Origin of the sequence: Paraburkholderia sp. RL17-337-BIB-A (assembly GCF_046025895.1) — a bacterium.
Taxonomy (GTDB): Bacteria; Pseudomonadota; Gammaproteobacteria; order Burkholderiales; family Burkholderiaceae; genus Paraburkholderia; species Paraburkholderia fungorum_C.
Genome location: NZ_JARESY010000002.1, coordinates 2,653,745 through 2,668,105, shown reverse-complemented (window position 1 = coordinate 2,668,105; position 14,361 = coordinate 2,653,745). Strand labels below are relative to the sequence as shown.

Sequence of the window (14,361 nt, the reverse complement as noted above, 5' to 3'; positions counted from 1 at the left end):
GTCTTGGTGTCAAGGCGCATGGGCCCATGCCGATGGTGCAGTCGACGCTATCCTGAATCAGGCCACGGCCTGTCCCCGACGCCAGGCGAGCCTAGGAAGCCGCCTCCGTATGATCGAGCCACTCCGCGAGTTCGCGTCGCAACTGCGCGATATCGAGCGGTTTGCCGAGCAGCCGTGCGCCGGGGATGGTGGCGCCGATCTGGGCGTTCTTGCCATAGCCCGACACCAGTAACACGCGGATGTCCGGCTGCTCACGCAGCACCGCGCGCGCCAGGTTGTCGCCGGACATGCCGGGTAACGTCAGGTCCGTGAACAGGATCTCGAAACGTTGCGCGGGCACGAGCGGCAGCGCTTCCTCGGCGCTTGCGACCGCGGTGCAAGCGAGACCCAACGCGCCGAGCAGGTCACGGAGCGCGTCGCGCGAATCGGCATCGTCTTCGACCAGCAGCACGCGCGCCGGCGTGCCGGATGGCCGCGATGGCAGGCTCGCGAGGGAGTCCGCCAACGAAACCGTCGAGGAGTCGGCGAGCGGATTCTCTTCCGAAGCGCCTGGCTCGTGCCGGCTTTCGCGCGGACCGGACGCTTTGGACGCACGAGCTGGATCGTAGACCGTGCGTGGCACGCAAGGGGCGATCCGCCCATCGCCGATGCCAGTTGCACCGGCGGTTCCTGCGCACAATACGCTGCGCACCTTGCGCGCCAGATCGTCGCGCCGATAAGGCTTGGAGAGGAGCGTAATGCCGGCGTCGAGCTTGCCGTGATGAACGATCTCGTCGCGCGTGTAACCCGAAGTGAAGAGAGTCGGCACCGAGGGTGAGCGTGCTGCCGCGCGCTGCGCCAGTGCCACGCTTTTCACCTGGCCTGGCATCACGACGTCGGTAAACAGCAGATCGATCGGCACATCGCTATCGATGAACTCGAGCGCCGCGTCGCCACTCGATGCAGTCAGCACCTTATAGCCAAGTTGCGCGAGCATTTCGACGGCGGTCAGCCGCACATCTGCATCGTCCTCGACGACCAGAATCGTCTCGCCGCCGCCTCCAGGCGTGGCGGTTTGATCGACTGTTTCGGCGGTTTCCGGCTCGCAGCAGCGCGGGAAAAACAACGAGACGGTGGTGCCGCGTCCTACTTCGCTGTCGATCAGCGTATGGCCGCCGCTTTGCCTGACGAAGCCGAACACCATGCTCAAGCCGAGGCCTGTGCCATGGCCGTCGGGCTTGGTCGTGAAGAACGGTTCGAACACGCGCTCCAGGATGTCGGGCTGCATGCCGGTGCCGGTGTCGGTCACCGAAAACACGACATACTCGCCCGGTGAGAGCTCCGGCTTGCCGCGGCAAAACGCCGGGTCCAGCACGCGGTTCGTCGCGCATACGGTAAGCGTGCCGTCGGCTTGCATCGCGTCGCGCGCATTGATCGCGAGATTGAGCAGCGCGTTTTCGAGTTGATTGCGGTCGGCCTGCACATGCCACAGATCGTCGCTCAACACGGTTTCGATCTTGACGGTCTCGCCGAGCGCGCGGTGCAGCATCTCGCTCATGCCCGCCAGCACACGGCGCGGGTTCAGCACGGTAGGCGAGAGCGGCTGGCGCCTCGCGAAGGCGAGCAGATGCGCCGCCAGTTTCGCGCCGCGTTTGACGGCATCGGTCGCGGCGGACAAACGCCGCAGCATGACGGGATCGTCGTCGGCATCCGCGGCGAGCATCTGCAGATTGCCGTTGATTACCTGCAGCACATTGTTGAAGTCGTGTGCGACGCCGCCGGTGAGGCTGCCGATCGCTTCCATCTTCTGGGCCTGGCGTAACTGCTCTTCGGCGAGCGCGCGTGCCGCGACCGCGTCGGTGACGCGTTGTTCCAGTGTTTCGGTCAACTGGCGCAGCGATTGTTCGGCGATCTTGCGTTCGTGGATGTCGATCAACACGCCGGGAAAGCGCGTCGGCTCCCCATGTTCGTCGAACTCGCACTGGCCGTTCGCCTGCACCCACATATAGTCGCTATCGGGCCGGCGAATCCGGTACTCGGCGCGAAACGGCTGGCCGGTGCGCAACGCTTCGGTCGTCATGCGCTCGTTGAGCGGCTGGTCGTCCGGATGGATCATTTGCGTCGCGGCGCTGCGCGGGACTCCTTGCGCGGCCTCTTCGAGCGAAAACGAAAAAGTGCGCGCGAAACGTTCATCACCCGTGACCTTGCCAGTGCGCACGTCGAGCACCCACGTGCCGAGCACGGCGCCGGTATTGAGCGCGAGTTGCAGCCGTTCGTTGGTCTCGTGCAGTTCCGCTTCGGCGCGCTGCCGCCAGCGTTCAGTCAGTACGCGCGCGGTGGTTTCGACGACCATCGCGAGGACCCCCGCGGGTGCGCCGCTGTCGTCGGCGACCGGACTGTAGTAGAGGTCCATCCAGACGTCTTCAGGCTTGCCATCGCGCAGCAGAACCAGTTCCTTGTCGCGATACGACAGCGTGCCGCCGGCGAGACACGTGAGCATCACATGCCGGTTGAATTCGGCGACTTCCGGCCAGCCCCGTTCGACCGGACAGCCGAGCAGATACGGATGCCGTCCGCCTGCGAATACCGCGTAAGCGTCGTTGTAGATCATGTAGCCGGGTTTGCCCCATAAAAGCACGAGGGGCACCGGCGAGGCGAGCAGCATTTGAACGGTGGCGGTCAGGCTGCGCGGCCAGTTCTCGATGGCGCCGAGGTCGGTGGCGGCCCAGTTGAAATCGCTGATGCGTCGCGCCATTTCCCCGTTCCAGCCGGGGCAGCCGTGATCATGTGCCGGAAATGGCATTGCTGCGCTCCACAGAGGTCACGTCGATGAGTGTGTCCCCACTCTGCCGGCGCGCATCACGCGCGTGGATGTTCAGCAGGAGGCGGGATGAATCTTCTAGCGTGCGCCGCAGACGCGAAGCAGCCGTGCGGCAGCAACGATTGTAGGCCACAACGCCATGCGGGTGACCGGGTCACGTGGGCTTTACGCGTACAGCCGCAAGATGCGTAGGACGGTCTGGAAACTTTTACCTGGCGTATTCGAGGAGCGCGTTGCATAGCGGAAAGAACAGCGCGTGTTGCCAGTGTTGGGTTGCGTCATCGCTGCTTGGGGCCGCCCGATGATGATGTGCCGGGTCGCGAGTTTTGGCCGGGCGTGTTTCGTGCTGAGGGCATTTGTTCGCTCGCGCCAACGGGCGCAGGGTGGGGTTGGGCGCCACGCCGGATTCGAACTTCAATAGACGCGGACACACGATGCCAAGGAAAATCATCACACGAAGCAAGCTGCCTAAGGCGGACGCACGCCAGTCGATATTGACTACGCGCCGCAACGCCAGAATGGCGCGCTCGGCGCATGCGTATGTGCGCGGCAACACGAGCAAGTTCTACGAATGGCTCGACGGAATGGAGAGCCACGCCTTGCCCGAAGGTCCGGCGATCTGGATCTGCGGCGATTGCCACACCGGCAATCTTGGGCCGGTCGCCGATGCGCAAGGGCGCGTCGAGATTCAGATTCGCGATCTCGACCAGACGGTGATCGGCAATCCCGCGCACGATCTGATCCGCCTTGGTCTGTCATTGGCGACGGCCGCGCGCGGCTCGGATCTGTCAGGCGTGACGACTGTGCGCATGATGGAAGCGTTGGCTGACGGCTACGAGCGCTCTTTCGACGAAGCGGCCGGCGAAGCTGACATTCATGCGGAGAAGCCTGAGGCGGTGAGGGTGGTGATGAAGGAAGCGGTGCGCCGTTCGTGGCGTCACCTGGCGGAGGAGCGGATTGAGGATCTCGAGCCGAGCATTCCGCTGGGGCCGCGCTTCTGGCCGTTGGCGAAGAGCGAGCGGCGCGAGATCGACGCGTTGTTCGAGAGGGGCACGCTGGCGCGACTCGCGACGGTGTTGCGCGGCCGCGGCGAGGACGCGGATGTCGAGGTGCTCGATGCGGCCTACTGGATCAAGGGATGCAGTTCGCTGGGGCGCTTGCGATATGCGGTACTGCTGGACATCGACGGTGCGGCGGTGGAGGGCGACGATCTGTGCCTGATGGATATCAAGGAGGCCGCGCAGGCGGCCGCGCCGCGTTATTCTGGCGTGCGTATGCCGCGAGACAACGCCGAGCGGGTGGTGGAGGGGGCACGGCATGTGTCGCCTTCGCTTGGCGAGCGGATGCGGGCGGCGCGCTTGTCGGATCGTCCGGTTGTGATACGGGAGCTGCTGCCGCAGGATATGAAGTTGACGATTGAGCAGTTGACTCGCGATGAGGCGATGAAAGCGGCGCGGTTTCTGGCATTAGTGGTGGGGAAGGCGCATGCGCGGCAGATGGATGCGGTGGGGCGCAAGGCGTGGCTTGCTGAGTTGCGGAGGAATCGGTCGAAGACGTTTGATGCGCCGGGGTGGCTTTGGACGAGTATTGTCGAGCTTGTGAGTAGCCATGCGGTTGGGTATTTGGAGCATTGTCGGCGGTATGCTGGGGAGGAATGCTAAAGGTTTTTGGTTTGCCTGTGCGGTGCTTTGTCTGTTTGCCTACGGCGTTGGCCTTTGCTTGATCTGTTTGCCTGCGCGGCGCTTGTTTGTCTGTGCTTTTATGGCGTTGGCCTTTCCTTGAATTGATATTGGTCTATTAGCGTCGCCCCTGTGCGGGGCGGGCACCTACTTTTCTTTGCCTGCCGCAAAGAAAAGTAGGCAAAAGAAAGCGGCTCAAACCGCGAATTCTTAAGCGGGTCCCCCGCACAGTTATGGTAGTGGTGCATCTGGAATCCGTGCCCTCGCACATTCGACGCGAGTGACCAGGCAGTCATACTTCCCGCCTCACACTACGTGCTCGTCGGAACGGGACATCCGGAAGCCAGTGGCCTCGCTCGGCATACTTCCCGTCTCGCACTGCGTGCTCGCCGGAAGGGTCCATCGAGAACCAGGGACTTCGTTCGTGCACGCCGGGGGCCACTGGCTTCGCCTTGGCGACGCGCTCATGAACTCCCACTCCGCACTGCGGGCATCGCGGATGAGTCTGCGCGAGACACCAGCTGCTTCGTTTGAAGGCGGCGGAGGCCGTCGGCTTCGCCTCGGCGACGCCCCGATGAAATGCGAATGAGAAAACACCGCAGTGGTTTTAAGAGCGGCATTTCGGCGCGCGCTGCGCCGCCGAATGAAGTGCGAATGAGATAGCACCGCAGTGGTTTCAAGAGCGGCTCTTCGAAGCGCGCTGCGCCGCCGAATGAAGTGCCAATGCGAAAACACCGCAGTGGTTTTAAGAGCGGCATTTCGGCGCGCGCTGCGCCGCCGAATGAAGTGCGAATGAGATAACACACCGGTGGTTTTAAGAGCGGCTCTTCGGCGCGCGCAGCGCCGCCGGAAGCATGATGGCTTTGTCACTCGCGCGAAATGTGCGAGAACCCAGATTCCAGATGTACCACTACCGCGGCTGTGCGGGGGACCCGCTTATGAGCTGGCGGTTTGAGCCGCTTTCTTTTGCCTACTTTTCTTTGCGGCAGGCAAAGAAAAGTAGGTGCCTGCCCCGCACAGGGGCGACGCTAATAGACCAATAACAATTCAAGGAAAGGCCAACACCACAAGGCAACAGCCAAACAAGCGCCGCGCAGGCAAACAGATCAAGCAAAGCCCAACACCGCACGCGACCAAAAAAACCGCCCCGCAGGCAAAAACCCCACCAAACCCCCCGCCGCAGGCACACAGAACAACGCCACCGCCAAAGGCAAAAAAAAACCTAGTTAGACAATGACAAATACGGCGAACTAACCGCCGTAGGCGGAAACGGCTGCAAGCCAGTCTGTTTACTAAAGCTATACCGCAAATAAACCGCCGCGAGCCACTCGCGATATTCATAAGCATTGCCGAGCGAAGCGGTGGCCCCAAACGCCAACTGCGGCGCAAGTTGATACTCCCCCACCGCGCTAAGCGAATAAGAAACTCCCGTCTTACTCTGCCCAGGATAAACCGCACCACTATCCACACCCGTGCCGATAAATTTGGCCTCCGCCGCCGCGTCGCTCTGGCGGCTAGAACCATCATTGAGCGGGAAGTAATTCGATGCGTCCTGGCGATAATGCTGCACGCCAATCGACCCCTTCAAGTCATAAGTAAACGCGCCGTTGCGCCCCGTCCATTCCACCGGCAAATTGAGAATCATGTACTGCTGCGGACTGAAGTACCCGCCCTGACCATAAGTGAAGTACGACAGGTTCTTGTCGTAAGACATCAGCGTCGTGTTCACGCCAACGGTCAACGTCTGATCGGCATCCTTGAACAGTCGCGTGTAGACACCGCCGCCGCCCTTCACCGCGTTGTTGCTTGCGACGTTATCGCCCTGGTAGTGCTGATACGCAGCGTTCACATACAGGCCATTCGTGCCGTCATCCCATGCAAGGCTGGCAAGGCCGCCGTTGGACGTGACGCCGCCCCACTCGAGACCGGAGCCCGAGTCGCGCGCGCCAGCATACGACAGCAAGCTGTCAGTCACCGCGCGGCGCGCGACGGCCAGCGAATACGACACCTTGTCGGTAATGCTGCCGTTGTATTGCAAGCCGCCCACGACGGTCTTCTCGGGGAAACCGAGCGGCGTCACGCCGATATCGCCGTTAAAGCTGCGGCCCTGGTAGCCGATCGACAAACCCACGCCGCTCGCAGTCTGGCTGCCATAGTTGTTGTTGCCGGCAATCGCCGCCGACGCGGAGGTGCTATTGGACAGCCCCGCGCCAAAGCGCGCGAGTGTCGAGACATTCCCCGACGCGGTGCCGGCATCCAGCGTAACCGGGGTCGCCGTCACGACGATATGGCCGTTGCCCGCCTTGATACGCCCCTGAATGGGCGCTTCGATATCGGTGAGCGTCGACAGGCCGTCCTCCCCTGAGCGGTTGCGGAACACGATCCCGCCCGACACGGTGCTCGCCTGCTCGCGATTGATCTGCGCCAGTTCTTCGGCCACGCCAAGCGTCTGGGTGTTGGCCGCGTTCGGCTGTGCGTAGTTGCCGCCATTGTTGTTTGTGCCGGGTTGTTGCGGGTAATACGGCTGCGCGTAACCAGTCGGCGGCTGCGGGATGTACGGCTGCTGTTGTTGCGCGTAATAACCCGAGCCCTGATTCGGATACGGTTGATACGGCTGCTGACCGTAAGCCTGCTGCGGCGGATACGGTTGATAAGGCTGCTGCGCATAGCCCTGTTGTTGCTGCGGGTAAGGCTGCTGCCCGTAGTAGGGTTGCTGTTGCTGTTGCTTTTGCTGTTGCGGATAGCCTTGCGGCTGCGCATACGGCGCCTGCGCATAGCCTTGCGCGTTGCGGTTGCTCTTCGACACGCTTTGCTTCTTGCTGGTCGAGCGTTTGGTGCTGCTGGCCGAACCCGTGTAACGCGGCGGTTGCATTGAGGCGGCATTGGCCTGCGCTTCGCGTGCCGCGGGCGACATCGGCCACGGCGTGGTCGCATAGCCGTCGGGCGCCTGCTGCGGATACTGCGTCTGTTGAAGATATCCGCCTTGCTGCGGATACTGCGCCTGTTGAGGATATCCGCCTTGCTGCGGATACTGCGCCTGTTGAGGATAGCCGCCTTGCTGCGGATGCTGCGTCTGCTGCGGATATCCCCCTTGTTGCGGATACCCCGCGTCGTATTGCTGTTGCGGAGCCTGCTGCGTCTGCGCTTGCGTTCGCGGCTGGCCTTGACCGGGATAAGGCTGCAACGGCGCGCCCGACTGGCTCGACCCGTAAGTCTCCTGGCCGTAGCCACCCGAGTTGGCGCCCTGACGCGGCGCGTTGTAAGGAATGGCGGTAGGCGCGGGATTCGGCACGTACGGCTGCGCGGGCGCCGTATAAGGCGCGACGTAAGGTGCGGGCTGCGAGGGAGGCGGATAGTTCGGCACGGTCTGTGACGGCAAGGAGGACTGCGAATACGGAAGCGATGCGCTCGCGGCATTGGAGCCGCCGCCGTCAAGTGCGGCGTTGTCGGCGTCGGTCGGCGAGGTCGTTGCGGTTTTACCTTCGAAAGGATTGGTGCCCGGCAGTGGCGTCGCGCCGATCCGGCGCATCGCGACTTCCCAGCCACGCGGCACATTGCCCGGCGCATTGGCGCGTGGCGCGTTGGCCATCAGCGGCGTATTGGCCGCGACCAGCGAGCGTTGCAGATACGTCGCCGCGAGCGACAATTTGCCTTCCGCGCGATACATGCGGCCGACCGTCGCCAGCACGCCAGGATCGACTGGCGCCGCGGCAAGCGCTTGCCTCGCGAGCGATTCGGCGTAGCTGAACTGTTTCGCACCGGCTGCCGCGGGAATCGCCGCTTGCAACAGGTTCAGGTCGTCGGGCTTGCGCTGCAACGCGACGCGGTAACTGGCGAGCGCATTGCGGTCGTCGCCGGCGCTCGAATAGAGGCGGCCAAGGGCGGCTTGCAAATCGGGATTGTCGGGCATCGCCGCGAGCCACGGCGCGATCACGTCGTAGGCGCTGGCAAGGTCGCCGCGCTGACGCACCGTGTCGCATTGCTTGATGACGATAGCCAGATTCAGATTGCCGAAATCGGTGCGCTGCTGCGGCGTCAAGGGCATCGACGCAAGCCTGCGCATCACCATGCCGAGTTCGGCTTCCTGCTGCGTGGCGGCCAGAATGCCCGCATATTGCAGCAGCAAATCGGTGTTGCCGGGCGCCGCGCTCATCGCGCCACGCACGAGGTTCAACGCGCGATTCGGGTCGCCCGCTTGCTGATACGCAGCGGCGATCACGCCGATCAATTCGGGACTGTTGCCGGCGACCGGTTCGGCCGCTTGCAACGTTGCCAGCGCCTGTTGCGTCTGACCATTGCGCGCCATCCGGGTCGCGAGATCGGCCTGCTGATGCACCCACAAGCGGTGCTGCAAGGTCGTCATCGCGTCGGTGCGTTGCGCAACCGGAATCCGGTCGAGTTGCGCGAGACCGGTGGCCCAGTCCTGCGTTTCCGCCGACAACAACGCACTCGCATACAACGCGTCAGTCATGTCGGGATGCGCGGCGAGCAGCCCATCCATCATGCTGCGCGCATTCGCGACCGCGCCCTGACGCACGTAAATGCGCGCGAGGTCGAGCCGCAGCCAGGGATCGTCGGGCGTATTGAGCAACGCGTCTTCGAACAGGCTGCGCGCGCTGCCGAGATCGCCGCGCGCTTCGGCCGCGCGTGCCTGGGCGGCCTGTGCTTCGCCACGCAGACGGTTGATGCCGCCGGCCTTCGATTGCTGCTCGCTGTTCAACTGATTGGCGAATTGCAGCGCTTCGTCGCCGCGGCCTTGCGCGGCTAGCGCGCCGACGAGGCCGCGAATCGCGTCGGGATTGTCGGCCTGACGGCGCAGCGCCATCCGGTAGGCTTGCTCCGCGCCGACTGGATCGCCGTTGGCGAGCAGCATTTCGCCGAGCAATACCTGCGCGGTGACGTCGGACGGATTCAGTGCGATCGCGCGCTCGAACAGCGACTTCGCCTTCGCGAATTCGCCATTGCTGCGCGCGCCGATCGCGTCGCTGGTATAGGTCCAGTAGGTCGCGCTATCGAGCGCGGTTTTCCAGCGCGCGGGATTGCCGCTGCGCGACGCGCGCTCCAGATAGTTGCGGGCTTCGGCAAAGTGTTCCTGCTTCAACGCGGCGATACCCATGCCGCCGAGCGCGTCGGTATCGTTCGGACTGTTTGCCAGAACTGACGAAAACTTCGCACGTGCCGTGACGAGGTCGCCACGATCGAGCGCGGCGAAACCGTCGGCGATGGTGCGGCCGCGCGCGTCGACGGTGGCGTTTTGCTGGGCGCGATCGCGGGCCGCCTTGTCCTGCTCGACCATCGACTCGTAGCGCGCCTTGACCGCGGCGTCATCGGTGGCGCCTTGCAGATAGGCCTCGTACAGCGTGGCATCGGAGGGCCGTGCGTCGAGCCACAACAGCGCCTGCCGCCAGGCCTTCTTCGCCGACGCGCCGACCGTGCTGTCGGCGGCAAGCTTCTGCAAGCGCGCGATCCCGTCGCGGCGCGTCACATCGCGATACGTCAGATGCTGTGCGTAGGCGAGGGCGTAGCGCGGATCGTCGGGGTTGTCGCGCGCGAGCTGTTCGAGGCCGCGGCGTGCCTGGTCCCAGCCTTGCGGCGTGGCCGAGAGCGCCTGGTAATACTCGAGCTGCAATTGGGGCGTGGCCGGCTTGCCGTTCAGCGCGCGCTGATATTCCTGCACCGCACTCGCGCTTTGGCCGCTTTGCGCGAGCCGCCGCGCGTCGTTGACGCTCTGGTCACGCAGACTCGATTCGCCAAGACGGCGGCCCAGTTCATCCAGATTCGGATAGTTCGGCGCGACCGCCTTCAGTCGCGCGAGATATTGCTGCGCGCCCGCGCCGTCCTTGCGGTCGGCCAGCACCATGCCCATACCGTACAGCGCGTCGGGCTGCTTCGGATCGATGCGCAGCACCTTTTGCCACGCCTGCTCGGCGAGGTCGCCGCGTTGATGCGCTTGCCAGTACTTGCCCTGATCGATCAGCACGCTTAAAGGATCTTTCGACGCCTGCGCCAGCGCGTCAGGCGAAGCCGTCGCCACGCAGCAGAGCGCCGTGAGGCTCAGCGCGAACCGCAATGAAAACGCGAGGGCGCTCAATCGCATGCATTTCTCCAACTCGGCACGAGACGGCCGGCTTCGTCGAAACGATAGCGGCCGTCGATGAATCCGGTGCCGAACAAACCCAGCACACGATCGTAATAGACTGGTTCGCGGCCCGGCACGCTGGTGTCGAGCGCGGCGAGATGGGTGCGCGCGAGACCGAGGCCGCGCTCGTCGCCGAGCGACTTGAAGTACGGCGCGAGCGCGCCCCAGTAACTCAACGGTCCTTCGCCGCTCGCCGTGCCGGTGGTCGCCGAAACCTTCTCGGGCGGAATGCCGGTTTGCGCAACCTTCGTGCGCATGCCGCCGAGCGCCGCGAGCCAGGGTTTGGCAAGCGGATCGGCGGGTGAGGCGAGGCCGGCCCACAGATAGACGCGAATCGCGTCGTAACTGCCGGTGTCGCCGGCTTTCGGGTCGACCACGAACTGGCCGTTCTGCCACGCCGCCCAATCAGGCGCGAAGCCCAGCGGCGCCGTGGTCTTGATGAGTTTGTACGCACTGTCGGCGAGTTTGCCCCACGGACCGTCAGGCGCGTCGTGAGCCAGCGCGCGCAGCACCGGCAGGGGCAGATAGCTCGGATTCAGGCGCGTCACGCCGCCCTCCTTGAAGCCCCGCGGTCCAGGCAGCAGCATCGGACCGACGCCCGGCAACGTGGTCATTTCCTGGCGCGCGATTTGTATGGCGAGCGCCTGACCGAGTTGCGTATAGCTCGCCTCACGCCAGAGACGGCCGGCTTGCAGCAGATCGTAGGCGATCCACAGGTCGGAGTCGGAGGCGGAATTCTGATCGAGCACGCCATATGAGCCGTCCGGCTTTTTGCCCCAGAGCCACGACGGCAGCCGCACGTTTTGCGGATCGAACTGATTGCCTGCGAGATTGGTGCGGGTCCAGTTGAGCAGCCGGTCGAAGGTGGCGCGGTCGTTCGCGACCAGCGCGAAGAAGAGGCCGTATGACTGGCCTTCCGAGGTGGTTTTCAGCTGGGGCGACGAGTAGTCGATCACGCGGCCGTCCGCCTGCACGAAGCGCTCGACGAAGGTGCGATACGCGGGCCAATCGTTGTTGCACGGCCCCGTCTGGGCCGGCGTCGAAGTGGTCTGGGCCACCTTGGTGAGATGCGCAAAACTCGCGGCAAAACACGTGGTCGCAGCAAGGGCAACGCCCAGGCCGAGCCCGAGCGTCAGCGCCACGCGTGTCTGATTGAGTCGAACCGGCATATCAGTCCTATCAGTCCCTGAGGCGGCGCGCGGCGATGGAACGCAGCGTCCGGTAGAACAGGCCCGCGATGATCAGCGCGGCGAGCACGCCGCCCAGCATCAGCAACAACGGATGCGACGAGAGCGCCCAGCGCAGATACTCTTGCGGCGACAAATGGCCGACGTAGTACGCCTCGCCGTTCGACGTGATGGTGACGGTGCGGCCGTGGATCACGGCCATCGCGCCTTGAATCTGCGGCAGCACGTCGGCGTCGAGGAGAGCGCTGGACAGATCGGCGTCCGACTGGCCGGCCGCGCTCACCAGCGCGACGGCGCTGCGGTTCTTTTGCAGCGGCGATTCGAAACCGGTCAGCAGGGCGGCGCCGTTCGAACTCACGAGCGTCAGGTCGGCGCGCGCCGGCGAGCGTTCGACACCGCGCTCGCCATGCCACCAGTCCTCGAGCTTGAAGACGACGTCCGAGAGCGCGAAGGTGCGCGAATCGCCGTCGCTGGAGAACGGCATCGACCTGGCCCAGCGCTGCAACAGCGGTTGCTTGCCGGGCGCGCCGAAAATCAGCAGGTCCTTGTTGGCGTACTTGTCGACGTCGTCGGCGGTGCCGACCGTGACGCCGTTCACCGGGTATCCCGTCGATGCGCCCATGCGGCCCATGGTCAGCAGATACAGGCTGTAGTCGCTCGAATCGGCCTCGTTCGGCAGGATCACCGCGGTCTCGGACAGGTCGGCCATTCGCGTGAACGGGAAGCCGCTGTTGGCGAACGCCGCGAGATCGGGCAGCGCCATGTAATGCGGGAACGACGAGAGGTCGATGGTCGAGTTCGGATCGATCGCGCCGACCACGTTGTCCAGCAGACGGCCGTGACATTCGCCGGTGTTCGGAATGTCGTAGTAGAAGTGCAGGCGCACCTGGGCGCGCGGCGTCAGCAGCAGCGGCGGAATATATACCGTGCGGCGCGCTTCGGCGGTCTTGTCCGGCAAGACGTTCGCGAAGTAATGACTCAGCTCGAACACCGAGGCCGACTCGGCCGGAATCGGCAGCGCCTGCACGAAGCCGTCATTGACGCTGACGTTCAGCGACGAACGATCCCGGAGCGGACGCACCGTGTAGCGGTAGCGCAGATCGATCGGCGCGCCCTTGGTGTGCCACATGAACAGGTCGGGCGGCACGCGCAGATTGACGCGCACGGCGTCGGCGTCGTAGCCGGATACGGTCAGGTCGCGCGAGTCGGCGAGTTCGCCGAAACGAACCGGGCGGTTGGTGGGCAGCCAGTTCGGCGCGTCGTACGGCGCACGCGGCGCGAGTTCGTTCAACTGTGTGATCGTCGCGCTCGGGCCGGTTAGCGTGTTCTGGCCGATGCCGAGCGACCTGGCCGCGGTTTTCAGTTCGGCTTCGGTGCGGCCTAGCACGAGCAACAGCTTGCCGCGCGCCGGCGCTTCACGATCCACTACCGCGATGGTCGGTCCGGAGATCGCTGGAATCGTTACGCCGGCCGGACGCTGGTCGTCGGTCGCGAAGACCACCGCGTTGCCCGATAGCGGCGCGTTATCCAGTTGCGCTGGGAACATCGCGCCGCGATAGCCGGCGAGCGCGCCGAACCACGAGGCGACGATGCCGCCCGCTTCGAGTGTGGCGGCGCCCGGTTTTTGCGGGAACACGAACGGCAACTCGAGACGGCGTACGTCGCGGCGGTCGAAGAACGGCTGCGGCAGCGCGGCGAGATCCGGCTTGCTGGCCAGCGACGCATAGGTCAGATCGAGCGAACTCGCATTGCTGACGGTGGCCCACAACGACGAATTCGCCGGGTCTTCACAACTCGTCGTGTAATGGCCGATCAACTGCACGTTCAGGTGGTTGAATTCGGTGATGAAACGCGGATCGATCGAGACGTCGCGCGCCACCAGCATGCCGGCCTGTTCGTGCGGCACCGGCAAGGTCGCGGCGACTTCGCCGTTCACCAGCACTTTCAGCTGGGAAAGATTCGCGAGCAGCGCGGGCGAGTAGCTATAGACCAGATGCAGGATCGCACCGGTTACCACCTCGTCGCCGCGCACGGAAAACGCGACGCCGTTCTGACCGTCGGTGCCGCGCAGTTGCAGCGGATCGCGTGCGCCGAGGTCGGCGAAAGTGAGCGTTTGACGGCGGCCACCCGGCACCAGCGTGCCCGGTTCTGCCGTGGTCGGCGTTCTGTTCCCCAAGGCTTTCAGCGACGCCGCGGCGAGCGCCGGTGTCGGCGTGGCCAGCTGCGCTTGCGCGATCGTGTTCGGATCGTAGGGGACGGCCGCGCTCGGCGCGGGCACACTGCCCACGCCGGTGGCGACGCGCGCAGCCGGTGCGCCCTGGGCCGCCGGCGGCTGGCCGGCTTGCGACGCGCTCGCACCGCTCATGGCTGCCGCGGCCACTTCGGCCGCCGACGCGAGCGGGGCCGCCAACGCGGTCTGCAACGCGAGCCAGCAGGCGAGCCCGCGCATCAACCGTTGCGAACGGAGACGGCCAAAACGACGCGGCTCCGGGTCCATCCCACTGCGCTCGTGATTCGAGCGTTCGACGTTTGACTTCGCCATCCTGTTGCCCATAG

5 protein-coding genes are annotated in these 14,361 nt (G+C 64.6%); 1 reads left to right on the top strand and 4 read right to left on the bottom strand.

Annotated features, from left to right (window positions below; genetic code table 11):
• Nucleotides 1–91 precede the first annotated feature (91 nt).
• Nucleotides 92–2,782 (bottom strand): hybrid sensor histidine kinase/response regulator, encoded by a 2,691-nt coding sequence (locus tag P0D84_RS32625; RefSeq protein ID WP_408343493.1) that lies wholly within the window; start codon nt 2,780–2,782, stop codon nt 92–94.
• A gap of 452 nt (nt 2,783–3,234) precedes the next feature.
• Here P0D84_RS32625 and P0D84_RS32620 point away from each other — a divergent pair, with 452 nt between their 5' ends.
• Entirely contained in the window at nt 3,235–4,461 is a 1,227-nt protein-coding gene (locus tag P0D84_RS32620; RefSeq protein ID WP_408343491.1) for a DUF2252 domain-containing protein, read from the top strand.
• Between the two features lie 1,240 nt (nt 4,462–5,701).
• On the opposite strand, the gene P0D84_RS32615 is transcribed toward P0D84_RS32620, so the two are convergent.
• From P0D84_RS32615 to bcsB, 3 genes are read right to left on the bottom strand one after another with little or no spacing between them, the layout of a single operon-like run.
• Complete coding sequence (locus P0D84_RS32615; RefSeq protein ID WP_408343489.1) at nt 5,702–10,576, bottom strand: cellulose synthase subunit BcsC-related outer membrane protein; 4,875 nt, start codon at nt 10,574–10,576, stop codon at nt 5,702–5,704.
• On the bottom strand, nt 10,567–11,787 hold the full coding sequence (gene bcsZ, locus P0D84_RS32610; RefSeq protein ID WP_408343486.1) for a cellulose synthase complex periplasmic endoglucanase BcsZ: 1,221 nt from the start codon (nt 11,785–11,787) through the stop codon (nt 10,567–10,569). The genes P0D84_RS32615 and bcsZ overlap by 10 nt, the downstream gene beginning before the upstream one ends.
• A gap of 10 nt (nt 11,788–11,797) precedes the next feature.
• A complete protein-coding gene (gene bcsB / locus P0D84_RS32605; RefSeq protein ID WP_408343484.1) occupies nt 11,798–14,359 on the bottom strand; it encodes a cellulose biosynthesis cyclic di-GMP-binding regulatory protein BcsB in 2,562 nt (853 codons plus the stop codon).
• Nucleotides 14,360–14,361: the final 2 nt, after the last annotated feature.

Coding starts and splice junctions, on each gene's coding strand:
- P0D84_RS32625 (WP_408343493.1), bottom strand. CDS start 2,782: ATGCCATTTCCGGCACATGATCACGGCTGCCCCGGCTGGAACGGGGAA.
- P0D84_RS32620 (WP_408343491.1), top strand. CDS start 3,235: ATGCCAAGGAAAATCATCACACGAAGCAAGCTGCCTAAGGCGGACGCA.
- P0D84_RS32615 (WP_408343489.1), bottom strand. CDS start 10,576: ATGCGATTGAGCGCCCTCGCGTTTTCATTGCGGTTCGCGCTGAGCCTC.
- bcsZ (WP_408343486.1), bottom strand. CDS start 11,787: ATGCCGGTTCGACTCAATCAGACACGCGTGGCGCTGACGCTCGGGCTC.
- bcsB (WP_408343484.1), bottom strand. CDS start 14,359: ATGGGCAACAGGATGGCGAAGTCAAACGTCGAACGCTCGAATCACGAG.